General features: G+C 52.3%; 18 protein-coding genes. 5 read left to right on the top strand and 13 right to left on the bottom strand.

The genetic code is table 11. The annotated features are described in order from the left end of the window. The first annotated feature begins 16 nt into the window (after positions 1 to 16). The 3 genes from carB to AC5L4R_RS00210 all read left to right on the top strand — a co-directional run bounded on the left by carB (position 17) and on the right by AC5L4R_RS00210 (position 5,480). The gene (gene carB, locus AC5L4R_RS00220; RefSeq protein WP_494472378.1) at positions 17 to 3,292 is read left to right on the top strand and encodes a carbamoyl-phosphate synthase large subunit; all 3,276 of its coding nucleotides are present in this window, start codon (positions 17 to 19) and stop codon (positions 3,290 to 3,292) included. 265 nt (positions 3,293 to 3,557) lie between these two features. Continuing rightward, a complete protein-coding gene (greA, locus tag AC5L4R_RS00215; RefSeq protein WP_494472377.1) occupies positions 3,558 to 4,034 on the top strand; it encodes a transcription elongation factor GreA in 477 nt (158 codons plus the stop codon). A gap of 153 nt (positions 4,035 to 4,187) precedes the next feature. Continuing rightward, positions 4,188 to 5,480 carry an MFS transporter gene (locus AC5L4R_RS00210; protein ID WP_494472376.1) on the top strand — a complete coding sequence of 431 codons (1,293 nt, stop codon included), beginning with the start codon at positions 4,188 to 4,190 and terminating at the stop codon, positions 5,478 to 5,480. Between the two features lie 81 nt (positions 5,481 to 5,561). On the opposite strand, the gene acpP is transcribed toward AC5L4R_RS00210, so the two are convergent. From acpP to AC5L4R_RS00185, 5 genes are all read right to left on the bottom strand, one after another. Continuing rightward, the gene (gene acpP / locus AC5L4R_RS00205) at positions 5,562 to 5,810 is read right to left on the bottom strand and encodes an acyl carrier protein (RefSeq protein ID WP_067059307.1); all 249 of its coding nucleotides are present in this window, start codon (positions 5,808 to 5,810) and stop codon (positions 5,562 to 5,564) included. A gap of 266 nt (positions 5,811 to 6,076) precedes the next feature. Continuing rightward, positions 6,077 to 6,805 (bottom strand): 3-oxoacyl-ACP reductase FabG, encoded by a 729-nt coding sequence (fabG, locus tag AC5L4R_RS00200; RefSeq protein WP_067059309.1) that lies wholly within the window; start codon positions 6,803 to 6,805, stop codon positions 6,077 to 6,079. Positions 6,806 to 6,884: 79 nt separating this feature from the next. Next, a complete protein-coding gene (fabD, locus tag AC5L4R_RS00195) occupies positions 6,885 to 7,952 on the bottom strand; it encodes an ACP S-malonyltransferase (RefSeq protein WP_494472375.1) in 1,068 nt (355 codons plus the stop codon). Positions 7,953 to 8,265: 313 nt separating this feature from the next. Continuing rightward, positions 8,266 to 8,454: a 50S ribosomal protein L32 gene (gene rpmF, locus AC5L4R_RS00190; protein ID WP_067059311.1), complete on the bottom strand. Its 189-nt coding sequence runs from the start codon at positions 8,452 to 8,454 to the stop codon at positions 8,266 to 8,268. Positions 8,455 to 8,601: 147 nt separating this feature from the next. After that, complete coding sequence (locus AC5L4R_RS00185; RefSeq protein ID WP_494472374.1) at positions 8,602 to 9,207, bottom strand: YceD family protein; 606 nt, start codon at positions 9,205 to 9,207, stop codon at positions 8,602 to 8,604. Between the two features lie 239 nt (positions 9,208 to 9,446). Between AC5L4R_RS00185 and AC5L4R_RS00180 the strand changes: the two genes are divergently transcribed. After that, entirely contained in the window at positions 9,447 to 10,205 is a 759-nt protein-coding gene (locus tag AC5L4R_RS00180; RefSeq protein ID WP_494472373.1) for an elongation factor P hydroxylase, read from the top strand. Between the two features lie 19 nt (positions 10,206 to 10,224). Here the strand turns inward: AC5L4R_RS00180 and AC5L4R_RS00175 are convergent, their stop codons facing one another. The 5 genes from AC5L4R_RS00175 to AC5L4R_RS00155 all read right to left on the bottom strand — a co-directional run bounded on the left by AC5L4R_RS00175 (position 10,225) and on the right by AC5L4R_RS00155 (position 14,352). After that, a complete protein-coding gene (locus AC5L4R_RS00175) occupies positions 10,225 to 10,704 on the bottom strand; it encodes a c-type cytochrome (RefSeq protein ID WP_494472372.1) in 480 nt (159 codons plus the stop codon). Positions 10,705 to 10,855: 151 nt separating this feature from the next. Beyond that, positions 10,856 to 11,377, bottom strand: coding sequence for a hypothetical protein (locus AC5L4R_RS00170; RefSeq protein WP_494472371.1), 522 nt, complete (start codon positions 11,375 to 11,377; stop codon positions 10,856 to 10,858). A 2-nt stretch (positions 11,378 to 11,379) separates the two neighbouring features. Next, complete coding sequence (gene rph / locus AC5L4R_RS00165; protein ID WP_494472370.1) at positions 11,380 to 12,096, bottom strand: ribonuclease PH; 717 nt, start codon at positions 12,094 to 12,096, stop codon at positions 11,380 to 11,382. Positions 12,097 to 12,266: 170 nt separating this feature from the next. After that, positions 12,267 to 14,030, bottom strand: coding sequence for an AMP-binding protein (locus AC5L4R_RS00160; protein WP_494472369.1), 1,764 nt, complete (start codon positions 14,028 to 14,030; stop codon positions 12,267 to 12,269). 154 nt (positions 14,031 to 14,184) lie between these two features. After that, entirely contained in the window at positions 14,185 to 14,352 is a 168-nt protein-coding gene (locus tag AC5L4R_RS00155) for a hypothetical protein (protein WP_494472368.1), read from the bottom strand. 191 nt (positions 14,353 to 14,543) lie between these two features. On the opposite strand from AC5L4R_RS00155, the gene parC reads away from it, so the two are divergent. Beyond that, positions 14,544 to 16,811, top strand: coding sequence for a DNA topoisomerase IV subunit A (gene parC, locus AC5L4R_RS00150; protein ID WP_494472367.1), 2,268 nt, complete (start codon positions 14,544 to 14,546; stop codon positions 16,809 to 16,811). On the opposite strand, the gene gshB is transcribed toward parC, so the two are convergent. From gshB to AC5L4R_RS00135, 3 genes are all read right to left on the bottom strand, one after another. Beyond that, complete coding sequence (gene gshB, locus AC5L4R_RS00145) at positions 16,808 to 17,764, bottom strand: glutathione synthase (protein WP_494472366.1); 957 nt, start codon at positions 17,762 to 17,764, stop codon at positions 16,808 to 16,810. The two genes, parC and gshB, sit on opposite strands and share 4 nt — an antisense overlap. A 44-nt stretch (positions 17,765 to 17,808) precedes the next feature. Beyond that, on the bottom strand, positions 17,809 to 18,483 hold the full coding sequence (gene pyrE / locus AC5L4R_RS00140; RefSeq protein ID WP_494472365.1) for an orotate phosphoribosyltransferase: 675 nt from the start codon (positions 18,481 to 18,483) through the stop codon (positions 17,809 to 17,811). Positions 18,484 to 18,567: 84 nt separating this feature from the next. Further along, entirely contained in the window at positions 18,568 to 19,341 is a 774-nt protein-coding gene (locus AC5L4R_RS00135) for a hypothetical protein (protein ID WP_494472364.1), read from the bottom strand. Positions 19,342 to 19,344: the final 3 nt, after the last annotated feature.

Below are 19,344 nucleotides of genomic sequence, written 5' to 3'. Positions count from 1 at the left end.
TAGTAAGGGTGTAACCATGCCAAAACGTACCGACATCCAATCCATTCTCATCATCGGGGCAGGTCCAATCGTCATCGGACAGGCCTGTGAATTCGACTACTCAGGCGCACAAGCCTGTAAAGCCTTACGCGAAGAAGGCTACCGTGTGATTTTGGTCAATTCCAACCCTGCAACCATCATGACCGACCCCGTCATGGCAGACGCAACCTACATCGAGCCCATCACATGGCAAACCGTTGAGCGTATTATCGACAAAGAACGCCCCGACGCGATTTTGCCAACCATGGGCGGACAAACCGCCCTTAACTGTGCGCTTGACCTTGACAAACACGGCGTTTTGGCAAAATACGGCTGCGAGCTGATTGGCGCGACCAAATCGGCGATTGAAAAAGCCGAAGACCGTGACCTATTTGACAAGGCGATGAAAAAAATCGGGCTAGAATGTCCGCGCGCCGAGGTCGCCGAAACGATGGAACAGGCGTTTGAGATTCAAGCCAAAGTCGGCTTTCCGTGTATCATCCGCCCGTCGTTTACCATGGGTGGTTCAGGCGGTGGTATTGCCTACAACCGCGAAGAATTTATCGAAATTTGCGAACGCGGATTTGACTTATCGCCCACTCACCAGCTATTGATCGATGAAAGCTTAATTGGCTGGAAAGAGTACGAGATGGAGGTTGTGCGCGACAAAAACGACAACTGCATCATCGTGTGCTCGATTGAAAACTTTGATCCGATGGGTGTGCACACAGGCGACTCAATTACCGTTGCGCCTGCACAAACCTTGACCGACAAAGAATACCAAATCATGCGTAACGCCTCGATTGCGGTGTTGCGTGAGATTGGCGTGGAGACGGGTGGCTCAAACGTCCAGTTTGGCATTAACCCAGACACAGGGCGCATGGTGGTCATTGAGATGAACCCACGCGTCAGCCGCTCATCGGCATTGGCAAGTAAAGCAACAGGTTTTCCGATTGCCAAAATCGCGGCAAAACTGGCGGTTGGTTACACCCTTGATGAACTTAAAAACGACATCACAGGTGGCAAAACACCTGCCAGCTTTGAGCCTGCCATTGATTATGTGGTCACCAAAGTGCCACGCTTTAATTTTGAAAAATTTCCCCAAGCCGACAGCACCCTCTCCACACAAATGAAATCTGTCGGTGAGGTGATGGCGATTGGGCGCAATTTCCAAGAATCTATGCAAAAAGCGTTGCGTGGGCTTGAGATCGGCGTGAATGGATTTGATGAACAGTTAGACTTGAGCCAAGACCGTGACAGCATTGAAAACACCTTAAAAATTAAGCTCAAAACCCCAACACCTGAGCGCATTTTTTATATTGCCGATGCGTTTCGGGCAGGCTTAAGCCTTGAACAAGTGTTTGAATACACCAAAATTGACCGCTGGTTTTTGGTACAAATCGCCGATATCGTCGCCACCGAGCGCCAAGTGAAGGAATTAGGCTTTGGCGGTTTGACGGCGGCAAACTTGCGCCAGTTTAAACGCAAAGGTTTGTCAGATTTACGCCTTGCCACCTTGCTGGGCGTGTCACAAAAGCAGCTACGCAAAAAACGTTGGGATTTGGGCGTGTACCCTGTTTATAAGCGCGTTGATACCTGCGCGGCAGAGTTTGCCACTTCAACGGCGTACTTGTACTCAACCTACGATGATGAATGCGAGGCCAACCCAAGCGACCGCGAAAAAATCATGGTCATCGGCGGTGGCCCGAACCGTATCGGGCAAGGCATTGAGTTTGACTATTGCTGCGTGCATGCCGCCCTTGCCATGCGTGCCGACGGGTACGAAACCATCATGGTAAACTGTAACCCCGAAACCGTATCAACCGATTATGATACCTCTGACCGCCTGTATTTTGAGCCGATTACGCTTGAGGACGTATTGGAAATCGTCCGCGTTGAACAGCCTAAAGGCGTGATTGTGCAGTACGGTGGTCAAACACCGCTTAAACTTGCTCGCGCCCTAGAAGCGGCTGGCGTGCATATCATTGGCACAAGTCCCGACGCAATCGACCGTGCTGAAGACCGCGAACGCTTCCAGCACATGATTAACCAACTTGGTTTTAACCAGCCGCCAAACGCGTTGGCGACCAGTACCGAGGACGGGATTGTCAAGGCCGCGCAAGTTGGTTATCCGTTGGTGGTGCGTCCCTCATACGTACTTGGCGGCCGCGCGATGGAAATCGTGTACAATGAAGCCGAGCTGCGCCGCTATCTGCGCGAAGCGGTGCAAGCATCCAACGAAGCCCCCGTACTGCTTGACCGTTTCTTGGATGATGCCATTGAGGTGGATGTCGATTGCGTCAGCGATGGCACCAATGTGGTGATTGGCGGTATCATGCAGCACATCGAGCAAGCAGGCGTGCATTCGGGCGACTCAGCGTGTTCATTGCCGCCGTATTCGCTAAGCACGGAAATTTGCGATATCATGCGTGAGCAAACCGTGGCGATGGCAAAAGAGCTGGGCGTGGTCGGATTGATGAACGTGCAATACGCCATCAAAGATGACACCGTGTATATCTTAGAAGTCAATCCACGCGCCAGCCGCACCGTGCCATTTGTCTCCAAATGTATTGGTACTTCATTGGCGCAAGTTGCCGCGCGCTGTATGGCAGGCAAAACGCTTGCCGAGCAAAACTTCACCCATGAAGTCATTCCAAGTTTTTATGCCGTCAAAGAGGCGGTGTTCCCATTTGCCAAATTCCCCGGTGTAGACCCGATTTTAAGCCCAGAGATGAAATCCACAGGGGAGGTCATGGGCGTGGGCAAAACCTTTGGCGAGGCATACTACAAGGCGGTGATTGCCAGCAACGAACGCTTACCAGGCCTACCCGTTGAGGGCGAGACCAAACAAGTGTTCTTGTCCGTGCGTGACAGCGACAAAGCCCACCTCATTCCTGTTGCCAAGCAGCTACTGGACTATGGCTTTAAGCTACTTGCCACCGCAGGCACGCAACACGTATTGGCGGATGCAGGCTTGCCATGCACACGTATCAACAAGGTCAATGAAGGTCGGCCGCATATCGTTGATGCCATCAAAAATGGCGAGATTGCCTTGATTGTCAATACCACCGAGGGCAAACAGGCGTTGGAAGATTCGTTCTCCATTCGCCGCTCAGCATTGCAGCACAAAGTGTTTAATGTCACCACGCTCAACGCCGCCGACGCGGTGTGCAAGGCGTATCGCGTGCAGCTACCGTTTGATGTGTACAAATTGCAAGATTTACACGCCCAAGCGACCACTGAGGCAGCAGGGACAACAGCAGACTCCCAGTAAGTCTTGCGTTGGCTGAACCCGTCATTTTTGACACGCCGTTTACCGTTTGCCAAGTAAGCGGTGTGTTAAATCCTTGTGACATTAAGCTTGTGTTTTTGCAATTATTTTTGTATAATACGCGTTTGCTGTTTTAGGCATAGATGTCTAAAATACGCACAAAATTTAACCGATGATGCTAGGCGGCTATGCTGTCTGGCATGATTTTTTTTATCTGGCAAAAACTTGCCGCGTTTTATTTCGTTTTGATTTGCTCCAAGGAGTTGCCATGCAGCGTTACCCGATGACACCGCAAGGTCATGCCGCGTTAGAAGAAGAGCTTAAGCAGCTAAAGACTATCGACCGTCCGCGGATTACCGCCGCGATTGCTGAGGCGCGTGAACACGGTGATTTAAAAGAAAATGCCGAGTACCATGCCGCCCGTGAACAACAAGGTTTTTGCGAGGCGCGGATTCGTGATATCGAAGCCAAGCTGGGCGGTGCAGAAGTCATTGATCCACTTAAACTACCGCAAGAAGGGCGCGTGGTATTTGGCGTGACGGTGGTTATCGAAAACTTAGACACCGAGGAGCAAAAACGCTATAAAATCGTCGGTGACGATGAGGCGGATTTTAAAGCCAATAAAATCTCCATTAACTCACCGATTGCGCGCGGTTTAATCGGTAAGTCTGAGGGCGATGAAGCGCGTATCCAAACCCCAAGCGGTGAGGTAGAATACGAAATCGTTGAGGTATTGTACGAATAAAGTTGCGCGTAAATAGCCCGCCACAAAAGTGGCTTGACCATGGGTTAAGCCGCTTTTTTTGGGTATTACAAAAACCGCCTAGGCTGGCGGCAAACTTGGCGATACAATTTGGTGCAAAATCATTGTGCCTATCAGTCTTTGCAAAAAATGCCTATGTCTAGCCCAGCCACTTCCCTACCCCACACCGCGCAGCCTGTTGATAAAGCCTCATTGGCGGTAGCAGCGCTTTCAACGATTGTTGAATGGTATGATTTTACGTTGTATTTGTACTTTGCCAGCGTGCTAAGTCGGGTGTTTTTTGGCGACACGCCACAATCGTTGCTCGTGACACTGGGTGGTTTTGCAATTTCGTATTTGATGCGTCCATTGGGTGCGGCGGTATTTGGGCATATCGGTGATAAATTTGGGCGCAAGACCATGATGATGCTGTCAATGCTGCTGATTACCGTGGCGATGTTCGCCACCGCGCTGTTGCCAACAGCGGCGCAGATTGGCACGGCGGCAGGGGTAGCGTTGATTGCGCTGCGCTGTGTGATGTCGTTTGCCGTGGGTGCCGAGTACACGGGCGTGGTGGCATATCTGCTTGAGGGCGCAAAGCGCGAGCGGCGTGGTTTTATTACCTCGCTTGCGTCGGCGGCAAGTGAGGTTGGTGGGCTGTTGGCGGTGGCCGTTTGTGGGGCAACGGTGGCATGGCTGAGTGAGGCGCAGCTAACAGCATGGGGTTGGCGGATTCCGTTTATCATCGGTGGCGTGCTTGCGTTGGTGGTGTGGATAGCGCGCTCAACCATGCAAGAGTCGCCCGAATTTATCCAAAAACAGCGCGCGCAAGCATTGGCAAAATCGCCGCTGTTGCAGACCATACGTGAGCACAAAGTCGGGATTTTTCGTAGCTTTATGATCTCCGCGTTGGGGTCGATTACTTATTATGTCGGCATCAGCTATGTGCCGATTTTTTTGCAAGACACGGGCAACCACAGCGAAAAACTGGCACTGTCGCTTTCGACCATCGCAGCAGTGGCAGTGATTGTCATCACGCCGTTGGTGGGTGGTTTGACGGATAAAGTCGGACGGCGACCTGTGCTGATTGGTTTGGCGTTGTGCTGTGTGCTGTTGCCTGCGTTGTTGTTTGACTGGATGGCAAGCGGCACGACCACGCAAGCCTTGATTGGTGCGGTGTTGTTGGCGTGTCTGGCAGGTGGGGTGAGTGCGGTGGGCGCGTCGGCAACGGCGGAGCAGTTTACCACAGAAGGGCGACTGAGTGGTTTGGCATTGGGCACGACAATGGCAACAGCGATTTTTGGTGGTTTGACACCGTGGCTTGCGCAGTATTGGCTTGACCAAACCCACTGGGCATTAGTGCCTGCGTTGATGATTGCCGTGGTTGCGGTGGTGGTACTGCCCGTATTTTGGCAAATGCCTGAAACGGCGTTTGACACCCAACGCTAAGCACCGCATGCCTAACAAGACACCACAAAAAAAGCCTCAAGATGATATTGAGGCTTTTTGTTTGGTTAAACACTTGGTGAATTAAGCATCAACCTTGCTGCTGACATAGTCAATCGCGCTTTGCACGGTGGTCAGTTGGTTGCTGTCTTCTTCAGGGATGGTAATGCCAAATTCATTTTCAAATGACATCACCAATTCAACCAAATCTAGCGAATCTGCGCCCAAATCTTCCATAAAAGACGCGTCGTTTTTGATGTCATCCGCGTTTACGCCCAACTGCTCGGCGACGGCGGCTTTGACTTTTTGTTCCACTTGTTGGCTATTGCTCATGCTACGCTCCTATCGTATCCTTTTATAGCGAACTGTTACAAACTGATAAGCCCTTGTGGGCAATGGCTTGGCGCAATAAGGCGATGCGGCATGGCGGGCTCTCATTGCAAAACATGGGGCAACGCGCCGAGATGCTGGCGGTTTGCCCGTGGTTTAGGCATTATATGTTGGCTGTCGTGCGGTTTCAACCATTTACGCGCCAATTATCGCTGCAAACGGCATACCGCTGCGTTCACTAACAGCGACTTGGGCAATATATGTGTGGGTTACATATACATGCCGCCATTGACCGCCAACACCGCGCCTGTGATGTAGCTGGCATTGCGGCTGGCCAAGAAGCTGACTGCCGCAGCCACGTCTTCAGGCGCGCCCAATCGCCCGAGCGGCACGGCATCTAGCATGGAGTTTAGCAAACGCTCATCCAAGCTTTCGGTCATTTCGGTCTCTATCAAGCCTGGGGCAACGCAGTTTACGGTGACTTGACGTGAGCCGATTTCACGGGCAAGGGCGCGGGTCATGCCCTCAACACCTGCTTTGGCGGCAGCGTAGTTGGTTTGCCCTGCATTGCCCATGCTGGCAACCACTGAGGTGATGTTGATGACGCGGCCATAGCGTGCTTTCATCATGCCACGCAAGGCGCGTTTGGTCATGCGATACACCGATGTCAAATCCACCTCAATGACATGATCCCACGCCGCTTCTTCCATGCGCGCCAACAAGGTATCGTGGGTGATGCCTGCGTTATTGACCAGCACCTGCACGCAGCCATAGGTGCTTTCAATCTCGGTGAATAACGCCTCAATTTGCTCGGCATTTTCAACCAAGAGCACGCGCCCAAGCCCACCTGTTGGGCGCAAATAGTCGGCAATCACCGCCGCGCCCATCTCGCTGGTTGCCGTACCGATGACAAAATAGCCCTCATCGGCCAGTTGTTGGGCGATGGCTTTGCCGATACCGCGGCTTGCGCCCGTCACCAATGCGATTTGCCGTGCCATGCTGGATTCCTTTTTTTAGGTAAAAATATTGGGTAAAGTCTTGGCTCAAGTAAATGGCGGAATATGGCTAAACCCGCCATCATGCGTTTAGTAACTCATCCAATGCCGTTTGCACCGCGTCAAGTTTGCTGACAGGGTCGGTGGCAAGCGTCGGTATGCTTGGGGTTTGGCGTTTGGCCAAATTGGTCAAAACGTTGCCGCTGCCGCATTCAATTTGTAAGGTCACGCCTGCTTGCGCAAGATAGGTTTGGGTACTTGCCCACAGCACAGGGCAAGACAGCTGCTCAACCAAAGCTTGTTTGATCGCCACAAGATCAGGCTCAATACGCGCGTGGCGGTTTTGTACCACAGCAATTTGCGGCGGCTGCAACGCGATGTCATCAATCAATGCTGCCAACTCATCTGCCGCAGGCTGCATCAGTGGGCAATGCGATGGCACACTAACCTTAAGTGGTACACCTTTTGCGCCAATCTCGCCAAGTCGCGCGCGCACTGCGTTCACACCTAAGCTATTACCTGCCACCACCACTTGCCCAGGGGCATTATAATTGGCTGGTGTAACAACCGCATGTGGCGTGTCAGTTTGCACGCTTTGGCACAATGCAGCAACGATAAAATCCTCAACACCTAGCACTGCCAACATCGCACCTGCCTGTGTTGATTCACCGACAGACGGCCGCTGCATGGCGTGCTGCATCAGTTGCCCACGTTGGTGCACCAAACGCACCGCCTCGGCAAAATCCAGCACCCCAGCTGCACACAACGCGCTGTACTCACCCAACGAATGCCCTGCCACATACTGCGGTCGGCGTTCGGGCGCGTGTTGCCAAATCTGGCTATCAAGTACCCGCCAAATCGCCATGCTTGCCGTCAAAAGCGCAGGTTGGGTATAAGCGGTTGCATCCAGCCCCTGCCCTGCCGCATCTTGCCATGTCCCTTGACACAACGCCCACACATCCAAGCCCAGCGCATCACTGGCTTGTTCAAACGTCGCACGAACTTGAGGATACACCGCGGCCCAATCCGCCAACATTCCCACACGCTGTGAGCCTTGCCCTGGAAAAATCACGGCATAGTTTGGCACATTGGTTGATCTAGCGGCGGCTGGTGAGGTGGCAACAGCAGAATTGGTAGCAGGTGTGGGCATGGTGGCAGTGTGATGACTGGTTAAGGACAAAAGAATGAAGCACTAAAAAAAATCAAGCACTATAAGCATTAAAGGATGAACACTAAAATTCAACCATCCATGCTTACCCATTAACTTAGCAGAGTTTTGCCGATTTTAACATAGCGCGTTGGTAGCAAAACCCTATGTTAAGGTAAATGGCCTACATGGGCTAAACAGCCACTTAGCCGACAGGGCTAAATTACAGGGCTAAATTTTAGCCAGTAAAAAAGCCGACAATCATCGGCTTTTTAGTCACAGGCCAGCAACCAAGCGGCAGCGATGGGAGGGTGGATTATTCCACTTCCACCACAGGCGCTTTGAACAACTGACGACCACGGTAAAAACCGTCTTTGGTTGCGTGGTGGCGCAAGTGTTTTTCACCGGTGGTTGGATCGATTGACACCGCGTGGATGGTGATGCGGTCATGTGAACGGCGCATATCGCGGCGTGAACGGCTTTTACGGTTTTGTTGAACTGCCATGACAAACTCCTAGCAAATCGGGCGTTAGGGGCGCACAAGGCGCAATAAATTTTTAAACGCCCAATTATACGCGTTTTTTGACGCTGAGTAAATCATTTGTCCATTTTTTTATGCTATTACGCAAAAATAACGGTCAAAAATAACGGCTTAGTTTTTAAGCGCGGCTAACACAGCAAACGGGTTATCCTGTTGCACCGCAGCTTCAGGCAGCTCGCCTGCTTGGGTGACCGCCATGTGGCAATGCGCGTGTTTGGGCGCAAGCGGCAGCGCGACCAGCAGCTCATCTTCAATCATCGCCAACAAATTAAGCTTAGCATCGTCGGTGATTTCATCCAGCAAAATCGTCTCGGTGTCTTCACTGACCAACGCAGCTTGCGACTCATCGTGCAACAAGGCAAATTCGCTGTCGATTGTCAATGGCACGGCAACAGGCTCAAGACAACGCTGACAGGTTTGCCACAGCGTGCCATCGGTGTGCAGTGACCACAGCAATAGCGCACCTGCTTGGCGGATGCTCAGATTGACCGCAACCTGCGACGGTGCTTCCGCCGTTGGTGCAGGCGTGTTGTCGGGCAGCGCGGCAATGCGTGGCAACTGGTCAAGCGACAACGTGCCTTGCCAGTGATATTCAGCTTGGTCATTGTTTGCCCATTTGTTCAAATCCAAGTACTTGGCCAGTGCGGTGTTGGGCGTGTCGGTGGTCGCGCCCGATGCGTTGGCAGATACGGCGGCGGTTGGGGAATGGATATGCATAATAACACCTCGTTGGTTAGTGACTTAGATGTGGGTTGGTAACTAAAGATAAGAATGGTTTGGATACTGGCTAAATACTGGCTAAAACGGTCAAGCACAACAACGGATGATGGATGGTTATTATTGGTGAAATTTTAGTCGGGTCACAAGCGGCTGGCAACCTTTTGCGACTGCTGGCGTAGCAAGTCAATGTAGCGGATAATTATGGGTTATAATAAGGCTTTTTGGGGTAAAATCCAATGGGCGGTATCACGTCTCAAACCAAAACAGCCATTTTTCCGTTTGTCGCCATGCCGTGGGTGTCGGTATGGGTTGCGGTGTCATCCGCGCATGATACGCCCACGCGTGTGTCGGTGGTCACAGGTCAAGCGATAGCCAAACAATGCTTGGCTGATTTGCGCTGGTGTGCGGTGGAATTTATACAAGTAGAATGGTTGATGGCGGCATTTGCGCGTTGGTTTGCCCATCGGCATACCCTGTTGGTGCGCGGCACTGACGAGCCACAATATTACGCCAAAACCGCTCAGCAACCTGCTCAAATCGTGTTTGCGCACGGTTTTTTTGCCAGCTGCTTGCATGAAATCAGCCATTGGTGCATTGCAGGTCAGCGTCGTCGCAGGTTAGGTGATTTTGGCTACTGGTACGCTCCCGATGGTCGCAACGCAGCGCAGCAGCGTGAGTTTGAGCAGGTGGAAGTCGCGCCACAAGCGTTGGAGTGCCTGTTTACGCTGGCAGTTGGTAAACGCTTTCGCGTGTCTAAAGACAACCTAAACGCGCCGCGCCACGGTGCACCCGATACCGCATTTGACTGTCGCGTATATCGGCAAGCGTTGGCTTTTTTTGCCCAGTGGCGAACGCCCGACACGCTCGGTACAGGCAGCCGCCTATCAACCGACGCGCGGCAGTTGCTCGACCACTTGGGCGCGCTGCGCCCGTATCCTTTGACGGCGTTTGATATCGCGCAAAATTTTGCTTATCTGCGGCTAATGCAGCCATAACGCGCGCTGATTGTTTGGGTTATTTTTCGCGAAACTGCTGGTGACAGCTTTTGCAGCTGGCGCTGACGTTATCAAACTGCGCTTGTACGTTGGCAGGGCTGGTGGCAGTTTGGGCAGCGGTGTTGAGCGCGGCAACGGCTTGCTTATATTTGTCAATTTCTTGTTGCCACGCGGTGGGGTTTTGCCAAATCTCGGGTTTAGCGTCACCGCCTTCACTGCCTGCAGGAAAATGTACCCAAGCGTCTTGGTCGAGTTTTTTGGCAGCTGCGCGAAAATTATCGGCATTAAAACTCGAGGGATCTTTGAGCATGGCGTTCATTTCTTTGCTTGCTGCACCCCAATCGTGCATGATGTCTTCGCGCGCGTCTTGATGGGCAGCCACGGCAGTGTTTGCTGCGCCATCTGCAGAGTTGGCGGCTTGTTGGCTTTGGTTGCACGCACTTAGCGCGAGGGCAGCTGCCAATACGGGTGCAAAACGGTATATATTCCCTATTTTCATGGTCGATCCTAATTTTATCCTAATGGTGGTTACGTGATTAACGGTATCAATAAAATGATAAGCCAATTGTCTTACGCCAATCTAGCATGATAGTTAATAATGATTATTATTAAGTTGTGCAATTTAGTCAAAATTTTTTTTAAGAATAAATTTATTTGGTATTGAGGCGCACGGATTTGGCGTTGGTTTGGATGGATTTGCCTTGTAGCACGGCATGAGCAATGTGAAGGTGCTGGGGCGTGGTGAAACCCATTACCCGACAACGCGGTGTGCCATCGGCATGGCAAATCTGCAACGTATCACCGTCAATCTGTAGATGGTTGGTGTTGTCAAGCGTGATAGGTGTGATTTTGCCTGTGGCATCGGTGTGGGTCAGTGTTGCTTTGCGCACGTGCAAATAACCACCCGATAATTGAATGGGCGGGTCAGTGATCCCTGCTTGACTGCGCCTACCCAGCCAATTTACCACCGCTGAGGCAATAACCACCACGATGATGGCAATGCCTGTCTGCGCACCTGTCAGCCAGCCCAATGCATTGGCTGCGCCGATTGCTGCTAATAGCAACGCCATGCCAAGCCATGTCCACTGATAGCCAAACCGATACCAAGCAGGCTTGCCGCCAGCCACAGGCTGCAAGCCGATTTTGACGCCATCGTCCAGTACGGTGAGCACCGCTACCAGCCCAATGCGGTCTGTTGGTGCTTGAGTAGCTCGCCAATGCCCTGCTCTGCCACTGCCAGCATGGCATCGACTTGTGCACGGGTGAAGGGCCTGGCTTCTGCTGTACCTTGAATCTCAATAAATTCGCCTTGCTGGGTCATGACCACGTTTAAATCCGTGTCACAGCCTGAATCCTCGTGGTAGTTGAGGTCAAGCAGTACCTCACCATCGCGTAGCCCCACCGATACCGCTGCCACCAGACCGCGCAATGGGTCAGTTTTAAGCTTTTTGTTGCGCTGTAAAAACTCCAACGCATCAACAACCGCAACGGCCGCGCCCGTGATGCTTGCCGTGCGTGTGCCGCCATCGGCTTGCAACACGTCGCAATCAACGTGAATGCTAACTTCGCCCAATTTTTCTAAGTCCACCATCGCGCGTAGACTACGCCCTATCAGCCGTTGGATTTCTTGTGTGCGCCCTGATTGTTTGCCGCTCACTGCTTCGCGGTTGCTGCGGTCGTGGGTCGCGCGTGGCAACATGCCGTATTCAGCGGTAATCCAGCCTTTGCCTGTGCCTTTAAGCCAGCGCGGCACTTGGGTTTCAACACTGGCGGTGCACAGCACTTTGGTATCGCCAAAGCAAACCAAAACCGAGCCTTCGGCGTGTTTGGTGTAATGACGGGTGATGCTGATGGGGCGTAGCTGGTTGGCTTGACGTTGGTCGATGCGCATGGGATACCCTTTTTTTGGTTGTGGTTGTTTGTCACATGGCAAAAATTAGGTTTTATGCTACCCGTTTGGGCGGATTTTGGCAAGGTTTTTACAGCGCGCAATGAGCTATCCACAAAAAACGGCAACCTATCTTGCAGATTGCCGTTGTATTGTTGATTGATAGCTGGGTTTTATTTTTTGGCGTTTTGCGCTTCTTCCATTTTACGGATTTCTTTACGCAGGATTTTGCCAACGTTGGACTTGGGCAGCTCATCGACAAATTGCACGGCACGTGGGCGTTTGTAGCCTGTCAATTCTTTGCGCGCGTAATCAAGGATTTCTTTTTCAGTTAGGCTTGGGTCTTTGCGCACGATATAGGCTTTTGGTATTTCACCGCTTTTGTCACTTGGCACACCAATCACGCCAACTTCTAAAACTTTGGGGTGTGAGGCAAGTACGTCTTCAACTTCGTTGGGATACACGTTAAAGCCTGACACCAAAATCATGTCTTTTTTGCGATCCACGATTTTGATTAAGCCTTGTTCATCCATGATGCCGATATCACCTGATTTAAAAAACCCGTCATCGGTCATGGATTCGCGCGTGGCTTCGGGGCGTTTCCAATAGCCTTTCATCACCTGTGGGCCTTTGATGGCAATTTCACCGCGCTCGCCCAACGCCACTTCGTTGCCGTCATCGTCAATCAGCTTGATATCGGTACCTGGAAATGGCACGCCGATTTTGCCCGTAAAGCCTGTATCAAGCATATTTAAGGTCGCAATTGGTGAAGTCTCTGATAAGCCATAGCCCTCCACGATGTCGGTGCCCGTGACTTTTTTCCATTCTGCTGCGGTTGATGACATCACCGACATACCGCCGCTTAGCGACAGCTCGATGTAGTCATGGTTCATCTTGCGAAAGCCTTCGTGGTGCGCTAAGCCATTAAATAGCGTGTTGATGGCAGGGAAAAACCGTGGCTTGTACTTGTCCAACTCTTTGACAAAACCGTCTAAATCACGTGGGTTAGGAATCAATAGCCCCGTCAGTCCCTGCTTCATGGAAATCAAAGCGCACGCGGTAAACGAAAAGATATGATACAGCGGCAAGGCAATCAAGGCATAGCCTTCGTTGTCATCCTCGGCAAACATCTGGCGCACAAACGCCAACGCCTGATAGGTGTTGGACACCAAATTGTGGTGGGTCAGCATCGCGCCTTTGGCAACGCCTGTCGTGCCGCCTGTGTACTGCAACACCGCGATATCCTCGCCCGTCAAATCATCGGGGCGGTGATAATGGGTGGCAGACGCATCAAGCACTTTTTTAAACGATATCGCGCCTGCAATGCGCCATTTTGGTACCATTTTTTTGATATAGCGCACGGCAGCATTGACGATAAAGCCTTTGATTGGGCTCATCAAATCGCCCATGTGGCAAACCACCACATGCGGCACAAGTGGCTTGCCGATTTGTTCATAGGTGTGGGCAAAGTTTTCAAGGATAAACATCACCTCAACATCCGCGTCTTGTAACTGGTGCTCAAGCTCATGCGCGGTGTACAGCGGATTGACGTTTACCAGTGTGTAGCCTGCCCGCAAAATCCCCATCATACACACAGGATATTGCAAAATATTGGGCATCATCACAGCAACGCGCGCGCCTTTTTTTAGACCCAATCCTTGCAAATACGCGGCAACTTGGCGGCTATAGATGTCTAACTGACGAAACGTGATCGCGCTGCCCATACAGACATAGGCTTGCTTGTTGCCAAACCGTTCAAACGCGTCTTCAAACACGTTCATCAAGGTGACATCGTTGGCAGGTGGGGTAAAGTCGGCGCTCATGCCGTGGTCGCGGTAGGTTTTGAGCCACGGCTTTTCGTGCTGGCTGGCAAGGCGTGGCGCGGCAAGCGCGTTGGTGTCGTCGGTCTTATCGTTGGTGGTGGTTTGGTTGATCATTGCAAATTCCTTGCTGCATTATAAGCATGATTAGCATGGGCTAATGTTGGTTGATTAAATTTACACTTGGCTGAGCCTAAAATCGGTGGTTGAGATTTGCCAAGTTTATCGCGAATTATTTTAAAATAAATTTATTTAATTTTAAAATATCTTACTAAAAAACTTGCCAAACGTGGGTGGTATTTTTGCGGCGGCTGGTCAGTACATGCCTGTCCGCCACAAAACCGCCAACCCAACCTCGACTTTTGCGCCCGTTTGCTGCCATCACTTCCTTGTCACCGTGGCGCGCGGCTAAGCTGAGTTTAGATTTGGATAACGGCATTACCTTACTAAACTTTGCGCCATTTCTCAAGCAGATTATCGGGTTTTGCGCGGCTAAAATCTAAGGCAAAACTTTGGTTGAGTTTTACCAAACGACAGGCGTTGTCGCACAAAATCCGGATGGCGCGTTTTTAGCTTGCGTTTATCACGCCTTGCCTTATCATAATGCCATTAAATATAGGATAAAAACCCATGACCGAACTTGCGACTGCTAACAACACTGCCCCCAAAACCCTGCCAAATCACGACCCAAGCCTCACACGCTCGGTGGCGGAATTTAGCGAGCAGGCGTATTTAAACTATGCCATGTACGTCATCATGGATCGCGCCTTGCCGCATATCGCTGATGGGCTAAAACCTGTGCAGCGGCGCATCATCTATGCAATGAGCGAATTGGGGCTTAAGAACACCGCCAAACCCAAAAAATCCGCGCGCACCATTGGTGATGTCATTGGTAAATACCATCCGCATGGCGACAGCGCGTGTTATGAAGCGATGGTGCTGATGAGCCAGCCGTTTAGCTACCGTTATCCGCTGATTAGTGGGCAAGGCAATTTTGGTTCGCCCGATGATCCCAAGTCCTTTGCCGCCATGCGCTACACCGAGGCAAAGCTGTCAAACTATGCCAACACGCTGCTACAAGAGCTTGGGCAAGGCACGGTGGATTGGCAAGACAACTTTGACGGCACGCTACAAGAGCCCACCACCCTGCCTGCGCGGTTGCCCAATATTTTGCTCAATGGCACAACGGGCATCGCGGTGGGTATGGCCACAGACATTCCGCCGCACAATCTGACCGAGGTGGTCAAAGGCTGTATCGCGCTGCTCAAAAACCCAAACCTGACAGATAAACAACTGGCTAAATATATCCCTGCGCCCGATTTGCCGACACGCGCCGAAATCATCACACCACCTGCCGAGCTGCTTACTCTGTACCAAACGGGGCGCGGCAGCTACAAAATGCGCGCAGTGTACCATGTGGATGAACACGAAAAAAATCTGGTCATCATCGACGCGTTGCCGTATCAAGTCTCAGGCAACAAGGTCATCGAGCAAATCGCCCAACAAATCGGACAAAAAAAGCTGCCATGGGTCACCGATATCCGCGACGAATCTGACCACCAAAACCCCTGCCGTATCGTCATCGAGCTGCGCTCAAGCCGCGTGGATATCGAGGCGTTGATGGGGCATTTGTTTGCCAGCACTGACTTGCAAGCCAGCTACCGCGTCAATCTCAACATCATCGGCAGCAGCGGTAAGCCACAAGTCATGGGGCTGCGCGAGATTTTGACCGAATGGCTTTTGGTGCGCCGCCACACGGTAACGCGCCGTTTGCGCTATCGGCTGGATAAAATCACCGAACGGCTGCATATTTTGGCAGGCTTGCTCATCGCGTATGTGCATTTAGATGACATCATCGCGCTGATTCGTGAAGCCGATGATGCCAAAGCCGAGCTGATGCGGCGTTATGATTTAAGCGAACGCCAAGCGCAGGCGATTTTGGACATTCGTTTGCGCCAACTTGCCCAGCTTGAAGAGCTTGAGCTTAAACGCGAACAAGACGAACTGATGCGCGAGCAGCAACAAATTGAAGGTTACCTAAATGACGCCGACAGCCTAACAGGCTTGTTGATTGACGAGCTGACCGCCGACATGAAAGCGCATGGCGACAAACGCTTGTCACCGCTGGTTGAGCGCGGTGAGGCGGTCGCGCTCAAAGACAGCGATTTAGCGCCCAGCGAGCCTGTTACCGTGATTGTGTCGCAAGCAGGCTGGATACGCGCGGCAAAAGGCCACGACATCACCCCTGCCAGCATGAACTACCGCGCAGGCGACAGCTACCTGACCCACGCACAGGGCAAAACCAATGACAAGGTGTATTTGCTTGACAGCACAGGGCGCAGCTATCGGCTAGACGCGCACAGCCTGCCTTCAGCACGTGGACAGGGCGAGCCTTTGACCAGTTTGCTAAAACTACCGACGGGGGCAAGCATTGTGCACGCCTTGATGGGACAAGATGAACAAACGCTGCTGGTGGCAGGCACGCAAGGTTATGGCTTTATCACCGAACTTGGCAACCTTGACACCAACCAAAAAGCCGGCAAACAGCTTATTACCGTAGGCGACAACGAGACACCACAGGCGCACCTCATCGACACAGATGACACGCAAGTTGCCGTTGCCAGCACGGCAGGTCATGTGCTGTGCTATGCGCTGGCAGATTTGCCCACGATGAAGCGCGGCAAAGGTAACAAGCTGATGGATCTAAAAGCCGATGAAACCATCGCTGCCATGACAACCTTTGGCGCGTCTGACAGCGTACAAGTTACCGCTGGCAAACGCACCTTGACGCTCAAGCCTGCTGATCTTGCCAACCACACAGGCAAACGCGCCCAACGCGGCACAGCACTGCCCAAAGGTTACCAAAAAGTCAGCGCGTTGGTGAAGGTGACCCATTAACGCTGCGCCAGCTGCTGCTCAAGAAACGCCATAAAATCATCGGCAATGTGCGTGCCGCATTGTTTGTCAATTTCGCGCACGCACGTTGGGCTGGTCACGTTGATTTCGGTGATATAACCACCAATCACATCCAGCCCGACAAACCACAAGCCTTTATCCATCAACACAGGCGCGACGGCTTCGGCAAGCTCGCGCTCACGCGCTGACAGTGGCATGGCAACACCGCGCCCACCTGCTGCCAAGTTGCCGCGCGTTTCGCCTTGGCTAGGAATACGCGCCAAGCAATACGGCACGGGCTTGCCGCCAACAATCAGCACGCGCTTGTCGCCCTCACGGATGGCAGGTATATACTTTTGCGCCATGATGGGCAGGGTTTCCAGCTGGGTTAAAAGCTCAAGTGTCGAGCCGATGTTTGGGCTATCGGCTTGCAAGCGAAAAATCCCCATGCCGCCCATGCCATCTAGCGGCTTGACGATGACATCGCCGTGTTCGTGGATGAACGCGCGGATATGCGCTTGCTGTGCGCTGACGATGGTCGGGGTCATCAAATCGCTAAATTGGGTGGCAAACAGTTTTTCGTTACAATCGCGCACGCTGCGTGGGTCATTGGCAACCAACACGCCTGCGCGTTGGGCATATTCCAACAAATACAACGCGTACAAAAAGCGCATATCAAACGGCGGGTCTTTGCGCATGACAATCACGTCAAAATCCGTCGCCGCGTGGGTGGTTTTTTCGCCCAACTGATAAAAATTGGCAGGGTCTTGCGCCACCGTCAGGGCTTGGCTGTCGATGTTAAGCTGTCCGTTTGCCAGCCATAGATCATGGATTTGGCAATAGTGCAGCGCGTGACCGCGTGCTTGCGCCGCCCACAACATGGCAAGGGTGGTATCTTTGGCATAATTTACCGTGGCGATATCATCCATGACAAACAAAAATTGGCGTTGGCTCATGGTTTACTCTCTTTTTTAAATAAAATTTACATTAAGCTAAAATATTACACACCGTATTGCTGGCGATAGGTCTGCATGTTGGCAAGCTGTTCGGGTGTGCCGTGCGCTTCAACATACGAAGCGATATCTGCCATGCTGACCAGCGCCAACACAGGCACGCCAAACGCTTCGGCAAGCTCTTGCATGGCAGAGTGTTCGCCCTGGCCTTTTTCTTGGCGGTCAAGCGCGACGATAATCCCAGCAACACGCGCGCCTGCATTGTCCAACAACGTCATGACCTCACGCATGGCCGTGCCTGCCGTCATGACATCATCAAGCACCCACACGGCACGCCCCTGTAAGCTTGCGCCCACGAGTGTGCCGCCCTCACCGTGGTCTTTGGCTTCTTTGCGGTTATAGCCCCAATCGGCGTTGATGGCGTGCGCTTGCCATAGCGTCTGCGCGGTGGCGGCAACCAACGGTATGCCCTTGTACGCCGCGCCAAAAATCGTCAAGTTTTGTGTATCGGCATGGTGTTTGAGCTTATCGGCATAGCCTGCTGCCAGTAGGCTCAGTAGCTCACCTGTCGCAAGCAGCCCTGCGTTAAAAAAATACGGGCTTACGCGGCCAGATTTGAGGGTAAATTCGCCAAATTTTAGCACGCCATTTTGCAACGCGGCTTCAATAAACGCTTGTGGGCTAAAAGTGGTGGCGGTTTGGTTGGTTTGGGCTTGGGTCATGGGTAGTTCCTTTTTTTGCAATGGTTCATTTTTTATCATGGTTACTATGGTTTAGCCGTGATTAAAAGGCGAAATGCTGACAGGCTAAAACGTTAATGGGCTATGCGCGGCAATCGCGCTGCGGCGGCAACCGACATTTTGGTCTGCTGTCGCCTTGGTCATACGCACACCGATAGCCGATAGCGCAAGCTCAACATGACTGGGCAAAACCTGCCAATCACGCTCGCGGCTATGGGCTGCCAGCGCGTGCCGATGGCTTATGGCAAATGCGCTTAGCGCGTCTGCCAGTGCTTGTAAGGTCGCGCGTGGATTGACGCTTTGGCGCACGCGGCATTGACACAACGCCCACACGCACAGCATGACCGCATGGCGGTGTTTGGCAACCAATAACCGCCACGTCATGCTATCAGGCAATGAATGGTCTTGACTATCGACTTGCGCCCACAGTGCCAAATCAGGCTGCGTCTGCCATAATTCATCAAATAAGGCTTGGGCAAAACGCTGCACCATCGACGGTAGCCACGCCAACGGCAACCGCCACGCGTACGGGTCAGCGGCGGCTTGTGTCAAAGCGCGTTGCTCATGCAGCATATCGGCTAGACTGTCATACGGTAAATCACCATCAGCCAAATTGGCGGATGTGGCTGTGCTTGCTGTTGTATTGTCCCACGCGTCAAAGTCTGCCATCTGCCAAGTCGGTGCGCCGATAAGCGCCTGCTGTAGCCAGTCTTGCCACGCAAGATTGACCATATCGCTGGGCGCGTCAATGGGTCGGCACGGGTCGGGCAAGGCATGGCGTTCTGCGTCGGTCATGACGTTGGGATGGCGCAAGCGATGAAGCGGTAACAACGTTGGCATAGG

The organism is Faucicola sp. SE7633, assembly GCF_059264685.1.
This window is presented reverse-complemented; position numbering and strand designations above follow the sequence as displayed.